The sequence below is a fragment of the Azospirillum sp. TSO22-1 genome (assembly GCF_003116015.1).
GTDB lineage: Bacteria > Pseudomonadota > Alphaproteobacteria > Azospirillales > Azospirillaceae > Azospirillum.
This window is the reverse complement of the sequence record NZ_LGQZ01000007.1, coordinates 59,332-78,445: the sequence shown is the minus strand read 5'-3', so window position 1 is coordinate 78,445 and position 19,114 is coordinate 59,332. Positions and strand designations below refer to the sequence as shown.

Here is a 19,114-nt window from a genome sequence, read left to right as displayed (position 1 = left end):
GGCGCCTTCAGCCGCGGCGGCGCGATCCGGGGCATGCGTCCGCTGGCTCGCGCCGCCGCGCTCCGCTACCCTGCTTCTCGCGCCTGACGATCAACGCGGGACGGAGACACGCATGTGAGTGGCATCGAACGCTGGATCGACCCGCGGCATCTCCACCCCGACTCCATGGAACGCATGGCGTCGTCGTTCGCCGGGGATCCGCTGAACACCATCTGGCTCGACGATTTCCTGATGCCGGAGCCGTTCGCCAACCTTCAGCGCGTGTTCGCCACCGAAGGCGCGTTTGAACAGGTCCACCGCCTCTACGAACGGGCGGCGGACGGTCGCGCCAGGGACGTCACCCCCGAGGAATGGCGTGACGCCGAGCCCGGCCGGCGATTCCACGACGAGATGAGGTTCGCCGGCCCCAAGCCCGAGCACCGCCTGAGCCCCGGCATGGTCACCCACGTCCGGTTCCGGATGTTCCTGCAATCGGCGGCCCATCTGGCGTTCCTGCACCGGCTGACCGGGCTGTGCGCCGGCGTGGCGCCGTTCAGTCTGCTGCGGATCACCCGGTACGGCCAGCGCCTCGACCGGCACAACGACTTCAACCACGGCCGCACCCTGTGCAGCGTCCTGTACTTCGGGACGGGCTGGCAGCCGACGTTCGGCGGCCGGCTCCGCCAGTACGAGGGGGATGCGCTGGTGCGGGCGCTCGATCCCCTGCCGAACCGGCTGGTCCTGTTCCGCCCGACCCTCGAACAGCACGACGTCGAGCCCCTGGGCCCCGCCGCCGCCCATTGGGAGCGCTGGGCGATGACCACATGGTACGCGCCGCCCGGACGCGTGCCGGGCGGGGGGTAGGACCGTCTATGCGAACCGCGTCTTCAGCCGCTCCACCGCCGCGTCCAGCACCTCGTCCTTCTTCGAGAAGCAGAAGCGGATGACGGTGGTGGGCGCGTTCTCGACGTAGAAGGCGCTGACCGGAATCGCCGTCACCCCGGCCTCCGCGGTCAGCCAGCGGCAGAACGCCTGATCGTCGCCCTCGAAGCCGGTGGAGGCGATGTCCACGGTCAGGAAGTAGGTCCCGGCGCTCGGCATCACCGTCAGCCCGGCCTCCCGCAGCCCCGCCGCCAGCCGGTCGCGCTTGGCCTGCATGGAGGCCGCCAGCCCGGTGAAGTACGCGTCCTCCTTGCCCAGCCCGTAGGCCACCGCGGCCTGGAGGTTCGGCGGCGTGGTGAAGGTGATGTACTGGTGCGCCTTGGCCACCGGCTGCAGCAGGTGCGGTGCGCCGGTGATGTAGCCGACCTTCCAGCCGGTCAGCGAGAAGGTCTTGCCGGCCGAGCCGATCTTCAGGCAGCGCTCCCGCATGCCCGGCAGCGTCATCAGCGGGATGTGCCCGCGGCCGTCGAAGACCAGATGCTCGTACACCTCGTCGCACACCGCGAAGGCGTCGAAACGCTGCACGAACTCGGCCAGCAGCTCCAGTTCGGCACGGCTGAACACCTTGGCGGCGGGGTTCAGCGGATCGTTGATGAGGACCAGCTTGGTCTTGTCGGAGAACGCCGCCTCAAGGTCGGCGCGGGTGAAGCTCCAGTCCGGCGCCTTGAGGTTGACGTAGCGCGGCACGCCGCCGGCCAGCCGCACGATCGGCAGGTAGCTGTCGTACATCGGCTCGAACAGCACCACCTCGTCGCCCGGGTTGATGAGGCCGAGCAGGCTGGCGGTCAGCGCCTCGGTGGCGCCGGAGGTGACCATGGTCTCGGTCCGCCAGTCCACGTCCAGGCCGTAGAAGCGCTTCGCGTGGCTGGCGAGCGCCTGCCGCAGGTCCGGCGTGCCCATCATCGAGGGGTACTGGTTCCAGCCCTCCAGGATCGCCCTGGACGCCGCCTCCAGCACGTCGGCGGGGCCGCGCTCGTCGGGGAAGCCCTGGCCCAGGTTGATGGCGCCATGCTCCTCCGAGAGGCGCGACATCACCTCGAAGATGGTGGTCCCATAGCCCGACAGGATCGCGTTGCCAGCCTTCACCGCTCTCATCTCCTCTCAACCGGAGAGGGGAGGATGGCAGCGTAGAGCCGGGAAAGTCCAGCCGCTCAGCGCTTGCGGAAGCGTTGGCGCAGCTTCTCGAAAGGATAGAGTGCGCGCGGCCAGCGGCGCTTGGCGCGGACGAACAGGCGGCGCGCATCGGCCGAGTTGCGCAGCAGCAGCATGCCGCCCAGCGCGATCACCGGAATGCCGCCCGGCCCGGGCAGCGGCGCGATCAGCACGCCCAGCGCGATGATCGTCCAGCCCATGCCGATCAGCATCAGCTGACGGACACGGTCGTACGACAATGTGGCGGTCTTGGCGGCGTGGTGACGGTCCATGGCGGCCCCGATGTCTCCCTGCGCGGTCACTGCCCAGGCATATGGGAGCGCGCGGGAGCGGCGAACACCCTCCCCGTCAGTGCAGGGTCGGCGAGGCCGGCATCCAGCGCAGCCCGTCGAGGCGGAACAGCACCTCGTTCACCTCGGCCGGTTCGGGCTGCCAGCCGAACTCGCGGGCGAGCTGGTCGCGCGCGGCGTCGGCGCGCATGGCGGCGTCCAGGCAACCGGGCTGGATCGGCGACACGCAACGGCGGTCGGCGGTGCTCTCCAGCATCAGGCGGATCATACGGTCGCGCTTGGAGCCGTCGACGAAGCCCGAGGCGTCGAAATACAGCTTGGTGAACTCGACCTCGGCGAGGCGCGGCTCTCCACCCTCCTCCGCGACCAGCACGGCCGCGACGAGGTTCACGCAGCGTCCGGCGAAATCCGGGATTGGTGCCACGCCGTCGTCCGCGCGGTCGAACGCATGGCTCGGCAACTCGACGAGCCGCCCGGATGTCTCCCGTACGAGGTAACGGCGCCACACGGACATGACCGCCTCCCGACTGGTTTCCCCAATCCCTAGGGGAAAGCCTACAGCATTCCGCGCACGATGGGAAACAGGCAGAGGTTCGTAGGCGAAACCGCATTTGCCGCGAATGCCGGACGAACCGTTGATCCGTCAATTCCTGGAAACGCCGCCCGACTGTGGCCCGGCTCACATCGGCGCCGGGCGCGGGTCGGTAGGGTCCTGTCATCGACAACGCGCCGGACGCGACAGAGCGCCGGCCCCCTTACAGGAGACCGACCATGATCCGCACTTCCCTGCTCGCCGGCTTCGCCTCGCTCGCGCTGCTGTCCGCCCCGGCCATGGCGCAGAACGTCGCCAACGTCTCGAACACCGCCGCCGGCATCGGCAACAGCGCCGAGCAAAGCGCGCTGGTCATGCAGAAGGGCAAGGGCATGTTCGCCGGCCCGAACGCGGCGAGCGTGTCGAACACCGCGGCCGGCATCGGCAACCACGCCGCCCAGGCGGCCACCGTGAAGCAGCGCTCCAGCGGGCTGTTCTCCGGCGGCTCGACGGCGACGGTCGGCAACACCGCCGCCGGCATCGGCAACCACGCCCACCAGGGTGCGCTGGTCATGCAGAGCAGCAAGGGCAAGTTCGCGCCGTCGAACGCCGCCAACGTGCAAAACCTCTCCGCCGGCATCGGCAACTTCGCCGGCCAGGGCGCCCTGGTGAAGCAGCGCTGAACGAACCCCTGAAACGGAACCGGCCGGAAGCGATCCGCTTCCGGCCGGCGTTCGTCGTTACTCCGCGGCCAGCGCCGGCTCGGACGCGGGCGTCCAGCGCAGCACCGGCTTGCGGGCCGCCGCCGTCTCGTCCAGGCGGCGGCGCGGGGTGAGCCGCGGGGCGCCCTGGAAGTAGGCGACGTCGCCCTCCTTCGCCCGCTCAGCCAAGGACTTCAGCGCCAGGATGAACTGATCGAGACCGGCCTTGGACTCGGTCTCGGTCGGCTCGATCAGCAGGGCGCCGTGCACCACCAGCGGGAAGTACATGGTCATCGGGTGGAAGCCCTCGTCGATCAGCGCCTTGGCGATGTCGAGCGTGGTCACCCCGGTGCCCTTCAGGAAGCGGTCGTCGAACAGGCACTCGTGCATGCACGGCCCCTCGAACGACGCGCTGAGCGTGTCCTGCAGACGCGCCATCACGTAGTTGGCGTTCAGCACCGCGTCGCCCGCCGCCTGCCACAGCCCGTCCGCACCATGGCTGAGGATGTAGGACAGCGCCCGGACGAACATGCCCATCTGGCCGTGGAAGGCCTTCATGCGGCCGACCTCGGTGCCCTGCCCCCCATTTTCAACCTGGGCGCCTTCCACCAGACGGAAGCCGTTCGCGTCGTGCACCACGTAGGGCACCGGCACGAAGGGCGCCAGCGCCTCCGAGAACACCACCGGCCCCGACCCCGGCCCGCCGCCGCCGTGCGGCGTGGAGAAGGTCTTGTGCAGGTTGATGTGCATGGCGTCGATGCCGAGGTCGGCGGGTTTCACCCGGCCGACGATGGCGTTGAAGTTGGCGCCGTCGCAGTAGAAGTAGCCGCCGGCCCCGTGGATGGCGTCGGCGATGGCGCGAATGTCGCGCTCGAACAGGCCGCAGGTGTTGGGGTTGGTCAGCATGATGCCGGCCACGTCCGGCCCCAGCTTGGCCTCCATCGCCGCCAGATCGACCCGCCCGTCCGGCCCGGCCGGGATCGGATCGACCGAGAAGCCCAGCGCCGCCGCGGTCGCCGGGTTGGTGCCGTGCGCGCTCTCCGGCACCAGCACGCGGGTGCGGCCGGCCTCGCCGCGGTGCTCCAGCGCGGCGCGGATCGCCATCATGCCGGCCATCTCGCCGTGCGCGCCGGCCGCCGGGGCCAGCGTCACCGCCGGCATGCCGGTCAGCGTCTTCAGCCAGTGCGCCAGCGCGTCCATCAGCTCCAGGGCGCCCTGCACGGTGCTGACGGGCTGGAGCGGGTGCACGTCGCCGAAGCCCGGCAGCCGCGCCATCTTCTCGTTGAGGCGCGGGTTGTGCTTCATGGTGCAGGAGCCGAGCGGGTACAGCCCGGTGTCGATGGAATAGTTCTTCTGCGACAGCCGCGTGTAGTGGCGGACCACCTGCGGCTCCGACAGGCCCGGCAGGCCGACGCGCCCGCGCGGCTTGACGGCGCCGAGGCGGAGCGGCGTGGCCGGCACCGCGGGCAGGTCGACGCCGGACATGCCGGGGCTGTCCTGCTCGAAGATCAGCGCCTCCTCGATCTGCAGGCCGCGGTTGCCGGTGACGGTCTCCGGGACGGCGCTGTCGGCGCCGGCCGGGGTGGAGGGGCGTCCCTGGGAATTCATCGTCATCACAGCACCTCGGAGAGCGCCTTGGTCAGCGCATCCATGTCGGACTCGGTGGTGGTCTCGGTGGCGGCGAGGATCAGGTGATCCTCCAGCTGGCCCGCAAAGAGGCGCGAGGCCGGAACGCCGGCGAGGATGCGGCGCTTGGCCAGTTCCTCCACCACCTCGGCCGCGGCGCGCGGCAGGGTCACCGTGAACTCGTTGAAGAAGCTGTCGTTCACCACCGACACGCCCTTCACCCCCGACAGCCGGTCGGCGAGTTGCACCGCCTTGGCGTGGTTGATCCTCGCCAGACGCGTGAAGCCCTCCTCGCCCAGCAGGCTGAGGTGGATGGAGAAGGCCAGCGCGCACAGGCCGGCGTTGGTGCAGATGTTCGAGGTCGCCTTCTCGCGGCGGATGTGCTGCTCGCGCGTCGACAGCGTCAGCACGAAGCCGCGGCGGCCGTCGGCGTCCACCGTCTGGCCGCACAGGCGGCCGGGCATCTGGCGGACGTACTTCTCCTTGACCGCGAACAGGCCGACGTACGGCCCGCCGAAGTTCAGCGCGTTGCCCAGCGACTGGCCCTCGGCCGCGACGATGTCGGCGCCCATCTCGCCCGGCGGGGTGAGCAGGCCGAGCGACACCGCCTCGGTCACCACGACGATCAGCAGGGCGCCCTTGGCCTGGCACTGCTGGGCGAGCGTGGTGTAGTCGCGCACCTGGCCGAACACGTCCGGGTTCTGCACGACGATGCAGGCGGTGTCGGCGTCCACCAGCGCCACCAGGTCCTCGCCGCCCTTCGGCGCGGGGGGCAGCGCCACCGCCTCGAAGCCGATAAAGTGGGCGTCGGTGGTGGTGACGTCGCGGTAATGCGGGTGCAGGCCGCCCGAGAGGATCGCCTTCTTCCGCCGGGTCAGGCGGTTGGCCATCATGACGGCCTCGGCGCACGCGGTGGCGCCGTCGTACATGGAGGCGTTGGCGACGTCCATGCCGGTCAGCAGCGACACCTGGGTCTGGAACTCGAACAGGACCTGCAGCGTGCCCTGGCTGATTTCCGGCTGGTACGGCGTGTAGGCGGTGAGGAACTCGCCGCGCTGGACCATGTAGTCCACGGTGGCCGGGATGTGGTGCCGGTAGGCACCGCAGCCGACGAAGCTCGGCACGCTGCCGGCCGCGATGTTCTTCGCCGCCATCGCGGCGAGCTGGCGTTCGACCTCCAGCTCGCCGGCGAAGCCCGGCAGCCCCTCGACGGGGCCGGAGCGGCGGGCCGCCGGCGGCACGTCGCGGAACAGCTCGTCCACCGACGACGCGCCGATGGCCGCGAGCATGGCGTGCCGGTCGGCCTCGGTGAGGGGCAGGTAACGCATCAGTGCAGACCCTCCACGAAGTCCTTGTAGGCCGCTTCGTCCATCAGGCCGTCCAGCTCGGCCGGGTTGGCGAGCGTCATCCTGAAGAACCAGCCGTCGCCCTCGGCACCGGTGTTGACCTTGGCCGGCTCGCCCTCCAGGTCGGCGTTCACCTCGGTGACGGTGCCCGAGGCGGGCGCGAAGACCTCGCTGGCGGCCTTGACGGACTCGACGACCGCAGCCTCCTTGCCCTGGGTCAGTTCACGGCCGACCTCCGGCAACTCGACGAAGACCACGTCGCCGAGCTGGCTCTGCGCGTAGTCGGAAATGCCCACCGTGGCGACGTCGCCCTCGACGCGGACCCACTCGTGATCCTTGGTGTACTTGACGGTCATGGATGCCCCCTGTTGGTCGTGCCCAGTTTTATCCGTATTCATGGTGCGGGCGATCAGCCCCGGTAATAGCGTTGAGGAACGAACGGCATGGCCGCGACCCGGGCGGCCAGCGGCTTGCCGCGGACCATCAGCGCCAGCGGCGAGCCCTCGGCCGCCCGGCCGATGCCGACGTAGCCCATGGCGACCGGGCCGTTCACCGTCGGGCCGAAGCCGCCGCTGGTGATCTCGCCCAGCCGGTTGCCGGCCTCGTCGGCGATCTCCGTGTGCTCGCGCGCCGGGGCGCGGCCGTCCGGACGGATGCCGACCCGCCGGCGCTGGGCTCCGGTCTTGAGCTGGCCGAGGATGACCTCGGCGCCGAGGAACCCGCCTTCCTCGCGGCGGCGCTTGGACAGCGCCCACTCCAGCGCCGCCTCGACCGGCGTCGTCGTCTCGTCGATGTCGTGGCCGTACAGGCACAGCCCGGCCTCCAGGCGCAGCGAATCGCGGGCGCCCAGGCCGATGGCCTCGACTTCGGCTTCCGCCAGCAGGGCGCGGGCGATCGTCTCGGCGTCCGCGCACGCGCAGGAGATCTCGTAACCGTCCTCGCCGGTGTAGCCGGAGCGGGTGATCAGCACCGGGATGCCATTGAAGGTGGCCGGCAGCAGCGTCATGAACTTCATGGTCGCCGCCTCGGGAACGAAGCGCGCCAGCACGCCGGCCGCGTCCGGCCCCTGCAGCGCCATCAGCGCGGCGTCGGGCAGCGGCTCCACCTCCGCCTTGCCCTTCAGGCGCTCGCGCAGGTGGGCGATGTCGTGCTCCTTGCGGGCGGCGTTGACCACCAGGAACAGATGGTCGCCGGCATTGGTGACCATCAGGTCGTCCAGGATGCCGCCGGTCTCGCTGGTGAACAGGGTGTAGCGCATGCGGCCGCGGCCAAGGCCCTTGATGTCGCCGGGCACCAGCGACTCCAGCGCCGCCGCGGGGTCGTCGCCGGTCAGGCGCACCTGCCCCATGTGCGACACGTCGAACAGGCCCGCCTTCGCGCGGGTGTGCAGGTGCTCCTTGAGGATGCCCGCGGGGTACTGCACCGGCATGTCGTAGCCGGCGAACGGCACCATGCGCGCGCCCAGCTCGACGTGCAGGGCGTGCAAGGGCGTCTTCAACAGGTTTTCAGGCGAATCGGTCACGCGCGTCCTCCGACAGTGGTTCACACCGCGCGGATGCGCGGTGTGCCAGCCCCCTCTGTCGTGGACCTGAGAGATTCACCGGCCGGGCACAAGCCCGGAAACCGGTTTACTCCTTCGGTGAGACGCCCTGCCCAACGGCGGGGCGCCTGCTTTCCAGAGTGCCTTTCCCTGCGGTCCGTTTGCCTGAGAGTTTCCGGGGGCGGTTGCTCCTTCGGCGCCGCCTGCCGGAGCCGTCTTCCTTTATGGAGAAGGCTCCGCGGCGGTCTCTCCCGCGAGGGGTCGTCGGCGTGTGCGGCTAACCTACCGGCTCGCTCCGGATTGTCAATCCGCGCGAACGGCCGTAGGCCGCACCGCTCAGCGCTTGATCTGCGCGAGGTTGAAGTTGAGCTGCTCCGGCGTCAGCTGGAAGCCGACCAGCACGCGCCAGCTCTTGGCGTTGGCGTCCTTGGGCAGCGGGATCTTCGGCGCCAGCTCCTCCTTGGTGACGACTCGCGTCTGCCCCTTGGGGAACGCGACGGAGGTCTCGAACTCCGCCTTGCTGGCCGGGTTCTCCTCGTCCGGGCGGGCGACCGCCACGAAGTAGCGGTAGGTCGCCTGGTCGCCCTGCATGGCCGGGCCGCGCTCGGCCAGCACGAAGAGGTTCAGGTTGATGGTGACGCCGTCGCTGCCGTACTCGCAGTTGCCGCTGTAGTCGGTGATCGCGGCGCGCGAGGTGACGTCGGTCATGTCCTTGCCGCCGGCGCGGAACTGAGTCACCTCCTGAAGTTCGCGCACGATGCCGATCTTCGGGCACGCCAGCGCCGCGGTCGCCGGATTGGCCGGCTGCCCGCCGCCGAACATCGAGCAGCCGGACAGCGCCAGAATGCCAAGCGCCAGCAGGCTTTTCCGGACGGGGGTTCCTATATTACGGTCGCGGCGGTCCATAGGTCTGGCCTGTTCTCGGTTGGATCGTGTGGCGCCGCACTGTAGAGAACCCGCCGCACCCGCACAAGGCGGCGCACCGCTCTTGAGGACCCCTGAGGACGTATGACTGCCAAGCCCCCGCTGACCATCCTGCTCGCCGCGCCACGCGGCTTCTGCGCCGGCGTCGACCGGGCGATCCAGATCGTCGAGGTGGCGCTGGAGCGCTACGGCGCGCCGGTCTACGTGCGGCACGAGATCGTGCACAACCGCTTCGTGGTCGAGAGCCTGGAGGCCCTGGGGGCCATCTTCGTCGATGAGCTGGACGAGGTGCCGGACGGCGTGCCGGTGGTGTTCTCGGCGCACGGCGTGCCCAAGGCGGTGCCGGCGGAGGCCGAGCGGCGCGGCCTGTTCTACCTGGATGCCACCTGCCCGCTGGTCAGCAAGGTCCACCGCGCGGCCGAGCGCCACCACGTCGAGGGCCGCCAGGTCGTCCTGATCGGCCACGCCGGCCACCCGGAGGTGGTCGGCACCATGGGCCAGCTGCCCCCGGGCGCCGTGGTGCTGGTGGAGACGGTGGAGGACGTGGCGCGCATCGAGGTCGAGGACCCGGAGAACCTCGCCTTCGCCACCCAGACGACGCTGTCGGTGGACGAGACGGCGGGCATCCTCGCGGCGCTCCAGGCGCGCTTCCCGGCGATCTCCAGCCCGCGCAAGGAGGACATCTGCTACGCCACCACCAACCGCCAGCAGGCGGTGAAGGCCATCGCGCCCGGGGTGGACGCGGTGCTGGTGCTGGGCGCACCGAACTCGTCCAACTCCAAGCGGCTGGTCGAGGTGGCGAAGAACGCCGGCTGCCCCCGCGCGCAACTGGTGCAGCGGGCGGCCGACATCGACTGGACGGCGTTGAGCGACATCCGCCGCCTCGGCATCACCGCCGGCGCCTCGGCGCCCGAGGTGCTGGTCGAGGAGGTGATTGCCGCGGCGAAGGAGCGCTTCCAGGTGAGCGTGGAGCAGGTGCGGACGGCCACCGAGGACGTGGTGTTCAAGCTGCCCAAGGCGCTGACGGAAGAGGATGGCGCTTTCCGGAAGGCGGGGGTGGACGCATAATGCACGAGGGCGTGGCGTTCTAATTCCGCGTTCTAGCCGTTGACCGCCGCCGCGAATCCCGGTAAGCGGCTGGCCCATGGCCGTATACACCGAAGTCTCCGACGAGGAGCTGAGCGCGTTCGCCGCCCAGTACGACCTGGGCGCCGTGCTGTCGTGCAAGGGCATCGCCGAGGGGGTGGAGAACTCCAACTTCCTCCTCGTCACCGAGACCGGGCCGTACATCCTCACCCTCTACGAGAAGCGCACGAAGCGCGAGGACCTGCCGTTCTTCCTCGGCCTGATGGAGCACCTGTCGGAGCACGGGGTGGACTGCCCGCTGCCGGTGCACGCCCGCGACGGCGAGGCGCTGCACGAGCTGTGCGGCCGGCCGGCGGTGATCGTCACCTTCCTGAAGGGCATGTGGCCGCGCCGCATCCAGCCGCAGCACTGCGCGCAGCTGGGCGAGGCGCTGGCGCGCCTGCACCTCGCCGGAGCGGGGTTCGACATGACCCGCTCCAACGCGCTGTCGCTGGCCGGCTGGCAGGACCTGTTCGCCCGGTGCGCCGAACGTGCCGATGAGGTGCGCCCCGGCCTGCGCGACACGCTGGCGGCAGAGCTGGACGCGCTCGCCGCGCACTGGCCGAACGGGCTGCCCGGCGGCGTCATCCACGCCGACCTGTTCCCGGACAACGTGTTCTTCAGCGGCGAGCGGCTGTCCGGCCTGATCGACTTCTATTTCGCCTGCAACGACTTCCTGGCCTACGACATCGCCATCTGCATGAACGCGTGGTGCTTCGAGGCGGACGGGTCGTTCAACGCCACCAAGGCTCGGCAACTGCTGACCAACTACCAGCGCGTCCGGCCGCTGTCGGCCGAGGAGCTGAGCGCCCTGCCCTGGCTGTGCCGCGGCAGCGCGGTGCGCTTCCTGCTGACCCGGCTGTACGACTGGCTGAACCACCCGCCGGGCGCCTTCGTGCGGCCGAAGGACCCGCTGGAGTACCTGCGCAAGCTGCGTTTCCACCAGACGGTGCGAAGCGTCGGCGCCTACGCCCTGGACGATGGCGGCAGCTATGACATCTGAGGACAAGGCCGTCGACATCTTCACCGACGGTGCCTGCAGCGGCAACCCCGGCCCTGGCGGCTGGGGCGCCATCCTGCGCTTCGGCGCCGTGGAGAAGGAACTGTGCGGCGGCGAGGCCAACACCACCAACAACCGCATGGAACTGATGGCCGCCATCCAGGCGCTGGAAGCCCTCAAGCGGCCGGTGACGGTGCGGCTCTACACCGACAGCGAGTACGTGAAGAACGGCATCACCCAGTGGATCAAGGGCTGGAAAGCCCGCGGCTGGCTGACGGCCGACCGGAAGCCGGTGAAGAACGTCGACCTCTGGCAGCGCCTCGACGAGGCGGCGCAGCGCCACGAGATCGAATTCCACTGGGTGCGCGGCCACGCCGGCCACCCGGAGAACGAACGCGCCGACGAGCTGGCCCGGCGCGGACTGGCCGAATCGCGCGAGGAGCGCGGGCTGGGACGGGCCTAATTCCCTCCCCCGCCTCCGGCGGGGGAGGGTTAGGGTGGGGGCTACGCCCTCACGGCCTCAGAGCGTCTCCAGCACCGCCTCGGCGCTCGACACCTCGAACTTGCCGGGCTCCTCGACGGCGAGGTGGGTGACTTTGCCGTTCTCGGCGACCAGCACGAAGCGCTGGCCGCGCTTGCCCAGGCCGTAGCCCGAGCCGTCCATGGTCAGGCCCAGCGCCTCGGTGAAGGCGGCGTTGCCGTCGGGCAGCATGAACACCTTGCCCTCGACGCCGTTCTTCTCGCCCCAGGCGCGCATGACGAAGGGGTCGTTGACGGCGAGGCAGACGATCTCCTGCACGCCCTTGGCCTTGAGGGCCTCGGCCTGCTGCACGAAGCCCGGCAGGTGCTTGGCCGAGCAGGTCGGGGTGAAGGCGCCGGGAACCGAGAACACCACGACCTTCTTGCCCTTGAAGAAGTCGCCGGTGTTCAGCTCCTGCATGCCGTTGTCGGTCAGATGCTTCAGCGCGACGGACGGAACGGCGTCGCCGACGGAAATGGCCATGGTCTCTCTCCCTTTGGTTCGTTGGGCCAAGCACCCGTTGTACCGGCGGGGGCGGCACCCGGCAAGCGCAGCGCTTGCCACTTATTTTTTCGGGGCCGCCTTGTCGAACGCCTCGACCACCGCCGCCTCGCTCAGCAGTTCCGGCAGCGCCACGCCATCCGGTGCGCCGGGGCCGTAGACGATGTTGAACGGGATACCGTAGCGGCCATTCGCCGCCAGATAGGCGGTGATCCGCTCGTCCGGCCGGGTCCAGTCGGCGCGCATGGCGACGATGCCGCCGCCCTTGAGGCGCTTGGCGGTCTCGCCGCGGTTGATGACCAGCTTCTTGTTGGCCTGGCAGGTGATGCACCAGTCGGCGGTGACGTCGACGAACACCGTGCGGCCGGCCGCGACGTGGCTGCGGATCGCCGCCTCGTCGAAGCTCTCCCAGCGCGCCACCGCGTCCACCACGGGGGCGGCGTCGGCGCCGCGTCCGAACTGCGCCGGCACGACGAAGGAGGCGACGGTCAGCAGCACGGCCAGCGCCGCACCGCCCCATCCCACGGCCCCGCCGCGACCGCCGCCCACCCACAGCGCCGCCAGCAGCGCCAGCATCAGCCCGGCGACCACGGCGGCCACGGTGTCGCCGACCTGCACCGCCATGACGGTCAGCAGCCACACGCCGGTCAGCGCCAGCGCCGCGCCCATCACCCGGCGCAGCGTCAGCATCCAGCGCCCCGGCCGCGGCAGCAGCCGCGCGGCGCGCGGGAAGGCGGCGACCGCCAGATACGGCAGCGCCAGCCCGACGCCCAGCGCGGCGAAGACGGCGACGATCTCCAGCGCCCCGCGCGCCAGCGCGAAGCCCACGGCCGTGCCGAGGAACGGCGCCGAGCACGGCGTGGCGAGCAGCGTGGCGAAGGCCCCGGTGGCGAACGGTCCGGCCAGCCCGTGCCCCTCCTCCGGCCCGGCCAGCGCGTCGGCAATCCGGCGCGGCAGCGGAATCTCGAACAGGCCCCAGAGGTTGGCGGCGAACAACGTCACCAGCACCACCATGAAGACCAGGAACAGCGGCTGCTGGAACTGGATGCCCCAGCCCACCGCCGCGCCCGCCGCCTTCAGGCCGACCATGACGCCGGCCAGCAGCAGGAACGAGGCGACGATGCCCGCCGCCGAGGCCAGGAAGCCGGCGCGCACCGCGCGCGGCGGCGCCGCCGAGTGCTGGACGGCGTGCAGCAGCTTCAGCGACAGCACCGGCAGCACGCAGGGCATCAGGTTGAGGATCAGCCCGCCGAGCAGCGCCACGCCCAGCATGGCGAGCAGCGACGGCGCAACCCCGGCTGGCGCGCCGCCCACCGGCCCGGCGGCGACGGTGGCGCGCAACTCCGCGGCGCGGGCGCCGTCCACCAGGGTCAGCACCGCCGGCCGGCCGGTCAGGTCGGTGTCCTTCGGCGCGTCCGGCACCTGGAAGCGCAGCACCGCGGTGCGGCCGCCGTCCGACAGGCGCACGGTCGGCGCGGTGAGCGGCGCCGGAGGATCCAGCTCGACGAAGACGTCGGGCTTGGCGAAGGGCTCGCGGGCGGCGGCCTCGACCTCCAGCACAGTGCCCTGGGTGCGGACGGCGCGGATCTCCAGCCCTGCCGCGCGGCCGTCGCCGGGCACGGAATTCTCGGCGCGCGAGACGATGTTGGCCTCCGGCCCCGCCGTCGCCGGCCCGGCCGGCAGGCTCAGCGCCACGTCGACGCGCTGCGGCACGCAGATCTCCGAGCACACCAGCAGGTCGACGCCGGCCTTGAGGCCCAGCGGCTTGCCCGGCTCGGCCGGTACGGCGCGTACCGGGAAGGTGACCGCGCCCTCGTAGCCGACCGTCTCGATCCCCAGCGTCGTCGTGCGGTGCGGCACCGGGTAGCCGAAGCCGGCCTCCTTCAGGTTGGCCGAGCCCTCCCACTCCACGCGCGGCGGCAGGCCGGCATCGCCCGGCGAGCGCCAGTAGGTCTTCCAACCCTTGTCCAGGCGGACCTCCAGCGCCAGCGGCAGCGACTCACGCTCGCCCACCGCCTCCACCGCCGAGACCAGCCGCGCCTCCACCGGCCCGCCCTTGATCCAGGGACCGGCGGCGGCGAAAGCGTTGCCCGAAAGGACGAGGGCCAAGAGCATCGGAAGGACGGCAAGCTTTTTCATCGTCCGCACTGTTCTCATCTCAGTCCGCGACCACCGCGCGTCCGGTGGCGCAAATTTGGGTGACAGCCCGCGCCTCCTGCTGTCACACTTGCAATTCAGGCGGCGGCGGGGTCCCTGCACCCCGGGCGTTTCCGCCCAGGCCGAAGGATATCCGCGCATGCCGTACTCGACCAAGTCTTCCGGTTTCCTGAAGTCTTCCGAGTACCTCACCGGACAGCTTCTGATCGCCATGCCCGGCATGACGGATCCGCGCTTCCAGCGCACCGTGATCTACATGTGTGCGCACAACGAGGACGGCGCCATGGGGCTCGTCGTCAACAAGCTGTTCGGTTCGATCACGTTCCACGACCTGCTCGACCAGCTGGGCCTGGAGGATACCAAGCCCACGGTCAATTTGCCCGTGCATTATGGCGGACCTGTGGAATCCGGGCGCGGATTCGTCCTGCATTCGACCGATTACGTGCGCGAGGGCACGCTGGTGGTGGACGACGAGGTGGCGCTGACCGCCACCATCGACATCCTGCGCGCCATCGCCGAGAACCGCGGGCCGAAGCGCTCGTTCCTGCTGCTCGGCTACGCCGGCTGGGGGCCCGGGCAGCTCGACGCGGAGATCCAGGCCAACGGCTGGCTGAACGTGCCCTGCGACGAGGACCTGCTGTTCGACCCTGACCTGGAGGCGAAGTGGGAGCGCGCCATCGGCAAGCTGGGGGTGAGCGTGTCGATGCTGTCGGGCGAGGCCGGGCACGCGTGATGCGCGAACATCCGGTTGAATGCCATCGCGTGCGGGTGGTATCCTGCCGGGCGGGCGCTGCCGGAGAGACGCCATGGACCCCGAGATGAAGTCGCTTCTGACTGTCCTCCTCGACAAGGTCGAGCGGATCGAAGCGAACATGGCCACCAAGGACGACATTGCGCGCCTTGAGGATGAGCAGCGCTTGCTCCGGGAGGAGCAGCGCCAGATGAAAGACGAGCAGCGTCAGATGAAGGAGATGCTGAGCTTCGTTCGCCTGAAGGAAATCGGCCGGCTTGATGGGCGCATCGACCAGCTGGCACAGGACGTGGCGCTCGGCCGCAACCCCAACGCCGCCTGAGCGTCCCAGAAACAAAAAGGCCCGGTGCGCACAGACGCACCGGGCCTTTTTGTTGTGAACGGAACCGCTGTTAACGCGAGGCCACCGCCAGGGCGACGCCGCGGGCCTGCATGAATTCCTGGCAGCGTTCGACCACCCGGCTGCCGACGACGATCGCCCAGGCGCTCTGGAACCCGGCGGCCTCGTAACGCACCTCGACACGGCGGTCGGCCAGATTCAGCGTGTAGTGGCGGGAGGATTCCTGCGTCCAGATCGGCTTCTCGGTCATCGCTGCACCATAGGCTTTTGGAACGTTGTTGCCTACAGGGTGCCCGGAAGAGGTTAAACGTTGCTTAACTCGGCAATATCCGGAACGTTCGAATGGGAGTTATTGATACTTCCTAATCGCGCCACTCTTCGCGCAGCATGGCGTAGAGCACGTGGTCGCGCCACGTGCCGTCGATGCGCAGGTAGCCGCGGGCGTAGCCCTCATGGGTGAAGCCGACCTTTTCCAGCAGGCCGCGGCTCGCCTCGTTGGTCGGCAGGCAGGCGGCCTCGACGCGGTGCAGGCCGAGCTGGCCGAAGGCGAAATCCAGCACCAGACGCGTCGCTGCGGAGACGTAGCCGCGCCGCGCGTACGGCCTGCCGGCCCAGTAGCCGAGCGTCGCCATCTGCGCCACGCCGCGCCGCACGTTGGACAGACCGAGGCCGCCGACCATGGTGTCGGTCGGCCGGTCGAAGGCGAGGAAGCTGTAGCCCTCGTCGTCGCGCCACTCCTGCGCCTGCCGGCGCAGCCGGCGGGTGAAGGAGGAGCGGGTCAGCGCGTCGGCCGGCCACGTCGGCTCCCACGGCGTCAGGAAGGCGCGGGATTCGGCGCGCAGGTCGGCCCATTCGCGCCAGTCACGCGGCAGCGGCGGCCGGATGTAGCAGCGTGGCCCGTCGAGCCGCACCGCCGGCGGGCTGATGAGGCCGCTGCCGAGCAGGCGGATCATGACGGCGCGCCCTTACGCCAATAGCTATCAAGCCAATCTGGCCGCGATCCGCTCATACGCCTCCAGACGGTGCACGGGGCCGAGCGCCGCCACGGTCGGGCGGCACTGGCGCAGGCGGCGGGCGGCGCGGGTGATCGCATCCGCGTCCACGCCCTCGATGCGGGTGACGATCTCCTCCACCGGGATCGGCCGGCCGTAGACCAGGAGCTGCTGGCCGAGCTGCTCGCAGCGCGACATGGTGCTCTCCAGCGCCATCAGCGTGCCGGCCTTCATCTGGGCGCGGGCGCGGGCCAGCTCGTCCTCGCTGACGCCGTCGGCGACCTTGACGATCTCGTCGCAGACCACCGGGACCAGCTCCTCCACCTCGCCCTCGCCGGTGCCGGCGTAGACGCCGAACAGCCCGCCGTCGCGGTAGCCGCCGGTGAAGGTGTAGATGGAGTAGACGAGGCCGCGCTTCTCGCGGATCTCCTGGAACAGGCGGGACGACATGCCGCCGCCCAGCAGCGTCGACAGCACCGCGTGGGCGTAGAAGTCCGGATCGTGGATACCCACCCCGTCGAAGCCCAGCACGAGGTGCAGCTGCTCCAGGTCACGCTCCTCGCGAAAGTCGCCGCCTCGGTAGAGGGCGGGCTCCGGTTCGGGGTGCGTGGTGTTGGGCAGGTGGGCGAAGGCCTTCTCGGCCAGGGCGACGAAGGCGTCGTGCTCGATCCGCCCGGCGGCGGCCAGCACGGTGGCGGGGCCGGAGTAGTGCCGCCCCAGGTAGTCCACCAGCGCCGAGCGCGGCAGCCGCCCGACGATGTCCGCCGAGCCGAGCACCGGCCGCCCCAGTGCCTGCTCCGGGTAGGCGGTGGTCTGGAAGTGGTCGAAGATGATGTCGTCGGGCGTGTCGGCCGCCTGCCCGATCTCCTGCAGCACCACGGTGCGCTCGCGCGCCAGCTCGCCCTCGTCGAGCAGCGAGTGCTGGAGCATGTCGGCGATGATGTCCAGCGCCAGCCCGGCGTCCTCGTGCAGGACCTTGGCGTAGTAGGCGGTGTGCTCGCGCGTGGTGTAGGCGTTCAGCTGGCCGCCGACGTTCTCGATCTCCTCGGAGATGCGGAACGCCGTGCGGCGCTTGGTGCCCTTGAACAGCATGTGTTCGGCGAGGTGGGCGACGCCGTTGACGCTGGGCGCCTCGTTGCGCGTGCCGACGCCGACCCAGCAGCCGAGCGACACGGTCTGCACGTCCGGCATGGTGTCGGTGGCGACGCGCAGGCCGTTCGCCAGCGTGGTCACCCGCACCCGGCTCATGCCACCCCCTGGGCGGCGCGGGCGCGTTGGGTGACGAAGCCCTGCACCTGGGCGAGGTCGTTGGGCAGCACGCTCAACCGCTCCTCGCGCTCGTACAGGTCGCCGAGGCGCGGCGGCAGGGCGGGACGGCGGCCGGTGGCCTTCTCGACGGCATCGGGGAACTTGGCCGGGTGCGCGGTGGCCAGCACGACGACCGGACGACCGGGCGCGGTCCCGGCCGCGGCGGCCGAGGCGACGCCGACCGCGGTGTGCGGATCGACAGTGTAGCCGCCGTGGCGTCTCCAGGTGTCAGTGATGGTGGCCATGGTAGCGTCCTCGTCCACCCGGTGGCCGGCAAAGATCGCCAGGGCCTGGGCGAGCTGCGCGTCGGTGACGGCGAAGCGGCCCTCGGCGCGGAAGGTGCGCATGCAGGCCTCGACCGCCGCCCCGTCGCGGCCCAGCAGGTCGAACAGCAGGCGCTCGAAGTTGGACGAGATCTGGATGTCCATGCTGGGGCTTAAAGTAGGCGTGACGCCCTGCGCCGCCATCGTCCCGCTGGCGAAAAAGCGCGCCAGGATGTCGTTGGTGTTCGACCCGACGATCAGCTTGGCCGTAGGCAGCCCCATCGCCCGCGCGCCATAGGCGGCGTAGACGTTGCCGAAGTTCCCGGTGGGCACCACGAAGTCGATCTCGCGGTCCGGCGCGCCGAGCGCCGCCGCGGACGCGAAATAGTAGACGATCTGGGCCATGATGCGCGCCCAGTTGATGGAATTCACCGCCGACAGGTTCAGCTTGTCGCGGAAGGCGGTGTCGTTGAACATCGCCTTCACGAGGTCCTGGCAGTCGTCGAAGCTGCCTTCCAGCGCGATGTTGTGGACGTTGGAGGACAGCACGCTGGTCATCTGCCGGCGCTGCACCTCGGACGTGCGGCCCTTCGGGTGCAGGATGAAGATGTCCACGTTGTGGCGGTCGCGGCACGCCTCGATGGCGGCGGAGCCGGTGTCGCCCGAGGTGGCGCCGACGATGGTCACGCGCTCGCCGCGCCTTTCCAGCACGTGGTCGAACAGGCGGCCGAGCAGCTGCAGCGCCACGTCCTTGAAGGCCAGGGTGGGCCCGTGGAACAGCTCCAGCACCCAGGTGCGCTGGTCGAGCTGCACCAGCGGCGTCACCGCGTCGTGGTCGAAGGTGGCGTAGGCGTCCCGCACCAGGGCGCGGAAGTCGCTCTCGGAGATCGCGCCGCCGAGGAACGGCAGCATGACGCGCACCGCCACCTCGCTGTAGGGCAGGCCGCGCAGCGCGCGGATGTCGTCGGCGGTGAACTGCGGCCAGGTCTCCGGCACGTACAGGCCGCCGTCGCGGGCGAGCCCGGTCAGAAGGACGTCCTCGAAACCCAGGGCCGGGGCCGCGCCCCGCGTGCTGATGTAGCGCACCGCGATCACTCTCGCTGGACAGGAAAGGCGGCAAAAGTA

Annotated in this window: 21 protein-coding genes and 1 riboswitch; of the genes, 7 read left to right on the top strand and 14 right to left on the bottom strand. The window is 70.3% G+C overall.

The window, feature by feature from the left end; all coding sequences use genetic code 11:
• The first annotated feature begins 114 nt into the window (after positions 1-114).
• Complete coding sequence (locus tag TSO221_RS02190; protein ID WP_109116851.1) at positions 115-843, top strand: 2OG-Fe(II) oxygenase; 729 nt, start codon at positions 115-117, stop codon at positions 841-843.
• Positions 844-849: 6 nt separating this feature from the next.
• On the opposite strand, the gene TSO221_RS02185 is transcribed toward TSO221_RS02190, so the two are convergent.
• The 3 genes from TSO221_RS02185 to TSO221_RS02175 form a co-directional block, all read right to left on the bottom strand.
• Positions 850-2,007 (bottom strand): aminotransferase, encoded by a 1,158-nt coding sequence (locus TSO221_RS02185; RefSeq protein ID WP_109116850.1) that lies wholly within the window; start codon positions 2,005-2,007, stop codon positions 850-852.
• A 65-nt stretch (positions 2,008-2,072) separates the two neighbouring features.
• Positions 2,073-2,345: a PGPGW domain-containing protein gene (locus TSO221_RS02180; protein WP_109116849.1), complete on the bottom strand. Its 273-nt coding sequence runs from the start codon at positions 2,343-2,345 to the stop codon at positions 2,073-2,075.
• A 76-nt stretch (positions 2,346-2,421) separates the two neighbouring features.
• Positions 2,422-2,877, bottom strand: coding sequence for a hypothetical protein (locus tag TSO221_RS02175; RefSeq protein WP_109116848.1), 456 nt, complete (start codon positions 2,875-2,877; stop codon positions 2,422-2,424).
• 257 nt (positions 2,878-3,134) lie between these two features.
• Here TSO221_RS02175 and TSO221_RS02170 point away from each other — a divergent pair, with 257 nt between their 5' ends.
• Positions 3,135-3,578 carry a hypothetical protein gene (locus tag TSO221_RS02170; protein WP_109116847.1) on the top strand — a complete coding sequence of 148 codons (444 nt, stop codon included), beginning with the start codon at positions 3,135-3,137 and terminating at the stop codon, positions 3,576-3,578.
• 57 nt (positions 3,579-3,635) lie between these two features.
• On the opposite strand, the gene gcvPB is transcribed toward TSO221_RS02170, so the two are convergent.
• The 5 genes from gcvPB to TSO221_RS02145 all read right to left on the bottom strand — a co-directional run bounded on the left by gcvPB (position 3,636) and on the right by TSO221_RS02145 (position 9,014).
• Positions 3,636-5,210, bottom strand: coding sequence for an aminomethyl-transferring glycine dehydrogenase subunit GcvPB (gcvPB, locus tag TSO221_RS02165; protein WP_109116846.1), 1,575 nt, complete (start codon positions 5,208-5,210; stop codon positions 3,636-3,638).
• The gene (gene gcvPA / locus TSO221_RS02160) at positions 5,210-6,550 is read right to left on the bottom strand and encodes an aminomethyl-transferring glycine dehydrogenase subunit GcvPA (protein WP_109116845.1); all 1,341 of its coding nucleotides are present in this window, start codon (positions 6,548-6,550) and stop codon (positions 5,210-5,212) included. Before gcvPA ends, gcvPB begins: the two co-directional genes overlap by 1 nt.
• Entirely contained in the window at positions 6,550-6,924 is a 375-nt protein-coding gene (gene gcvH / locus TSO221_RS02155) for a glycine cleavage system protein GcvH (RefSeq protein WP_109116844.1), read from the bottom strand. Before gcvH ends, gcvPA begins: the two co-directional genes overlap by 1 nt.
• Positions 6,925-6,977: 53 nt before the next feature.
• Positions 6,978-8,090, bottom strand: a complete 1,113-nt coding sequence (gene gcvT, locus TSO221_RS02150; protein ID WP_109116843.1) for a glycine cleavage system aminomethyltransferase GcvT — start codon at positions 8,088-8,090, stop codon at positions 6,978-6,980.
• A 161-nt stretch (positions 8,091-8,251) separates the two neighbouring features.
• Positions 8,252-8,372, bottom strand: a riboswitch (glycine riboswitch).
• A 72-nt stretch (positions 8,373-8,444) separates the two neighbouring features.
• Positions 8,445-9,014, bottom strand: coding sequence for a hypothetical protein (locus TSO221_RS02145; RefSeq protein ID WP_109116842.1), 570 nt, complete (start codon positions 9,012-9,014; stop codon positions 8,445-8,447).
• 102 nt (positions 9,015-9,116) lie between these two features.
• Between TSO221_RS02145 and ispH the strand changes: the two genes are divergently transcribed.
• From ispH to rnhA, 3 genes are all read left to right on the top strand, one after another.
• On the top strand, positions 9,117-10,100 hold the full coding sequence (gene ispH, locus TSO221_RS02140) for a 4-hydroxy-3-methylbut-2-enyl diphosphate reductase (protein WP_109116841.1): 984 nt from the start codon (positions 9,117-9,119) through the stop codon (positions 10,098-10,100).
• Between the two features lie 76 nt (positions 10,101-10,176).
• On the top strand, positions 10,177-11,160 hold the full coding sequence (locus TSO221_RS02135) for a homoserine kinase (RefSeq protein WP_109116840.1): 984 nt from the start codon (positions 10,177-10,179) through the stop codon (positions 11,158-11,160).
• Positions 11,138-11,620: a ribonuclease HI gene (gene rnhA / locus TSO221_RS02130; RefSeq protein WP_199229361.1), complete on the top strand. Its 483-nt coding sequence runs from the start codon at positions 11,138-11,140 to the stop codon at positions 11,618-11,620. Before TSO221_RS02135 ends, rnhA begins: the two co-directional genes overlap by 23 nt.
• A gap of 57 nt (positions 11,621-11,677) precedes the next feature.
• Here the strand turns inward: rnhA and TSO221_RS02125 are convergent, their stop codons facing one another.
• Both TSO221_RS02125 and TSO221_RS02120 read right to left on the bottom strand, forming a co-directional pair.
• The gene (locus TSO221_RS02125) at positions 11,678-12,160 is read right to left on the bottom strand and encodes a peroxiredoxin (RefSeq protein WP_109116838.1); all 483 of its coding nucleotides are present in this window, start codon (positions 12,158-12,160) and stop codon (positions 11,678-11,680) included.
• A gap of 81 nt (positions 12,161-12,241) precedes the next feature.
• The gene (locus TSO221_RS02120; protein ID WP_109116837.1) at positions 12,242-14,317 is read right to left on the bottom strand and encodes a protein-disulfide reductase DsbD domain-containing protein; all 2,076 of its coding nucleotides are present in this window, start codon (positions 14,315-14,317) and stop codon (positions 12,242-12,244) included.
• Positions 14,318-14,474: 157 nt separating this feature from the next.
• Here TSO221_RS02120 and TSO221_RS02115 point away from each other — a divergent pair, with 157 nt between their 5' ends.
• Both TSO221_RS02115 and TSO221_RS02110 read left to right on the top strand, forming a co-directional pair.
• Positions 14,475-15,068 carry a YqgE/AlgH family protein gene (locus TSO221_RS02115; RefSeq protein WP_109116836.1) on the top strand — a complete coding sequence of 198 codons (594 nt, stop codon included), beginning with the start codon at positions 14,475-14,477 and terminating at the stop codon, positions 15,066-15,068.
• 73 nt (positions 15,069-15,141) lie between these two features.
• Positions 15,142-15,408 (top strand): hypothetical protein, encoded by a 267-nt coding sequence (locus TSO221_RS02110; RefSeq protein WP_109116835.1) that lies wholly within the window; start codon positions 15,142-15,144, stop codon positions 15,406-15,408.
• Positions 15,409-15,478: 70 nt separating this feature from the next.
• Here the strand turns inward: TSO221_RS02110 and TSO221_RS02105 are convergent, their stop codons facing one another.
• From TSO221_RS02105 to thrC, 4 genes are all read right to left on the bottom strand, one after another.
• Positions 15,479-15,676, bottom strand: a complete 198-nt coding sequence (locus tag TSO221_RS02105; RefSeq protein ID WP_109116834.1) for a hypothetical protein — start codon at positions 15,674-15,676, stop codon at positions 15,479-15,481.
• 112 nt (positions 15,677-15,788) lie between these two features.
• Positions 15,789-16,379: a GNAT family protein gene (locus tag TSO221_RS02100; protein WP_109116833.1), complete on the bottom strand. Its 591-nt coding sequence runs from the start codon at positions 16,377-16,379 to the stop codon at positions 15,789-15,791.
• A 27-nt stretch (positions 16,380-16,406) separates the two neighbouring features.
• On the bottom strand, positions 16,407-17,666 hold the full coding sequence (locus TSO221_RS02095; protein ID WP_109116832.1) for a pitrilysin family protein: 1,260 nt from the start codon (positions 17,664-17,666) through the stop codon (positions 16,407-16,409).
• Positions 17,663-19,075: a threonine synthase gene (thrC, locus tag TSO221_RS02090; RefSeq protein WP_109116831.1), complete on the bottom strand. Its 1,413-nt coding sequence runs from the start codon at positions 19,073-19,075 to the stop codon at positions 17,663-17,665. Before thrC ends, TSO221_RS02095 begins: the two co-directional genes overlap by 4 nt.
• Between the last annotated feature and the right edge of the window lie 39 nt (positions 19,076-19,114).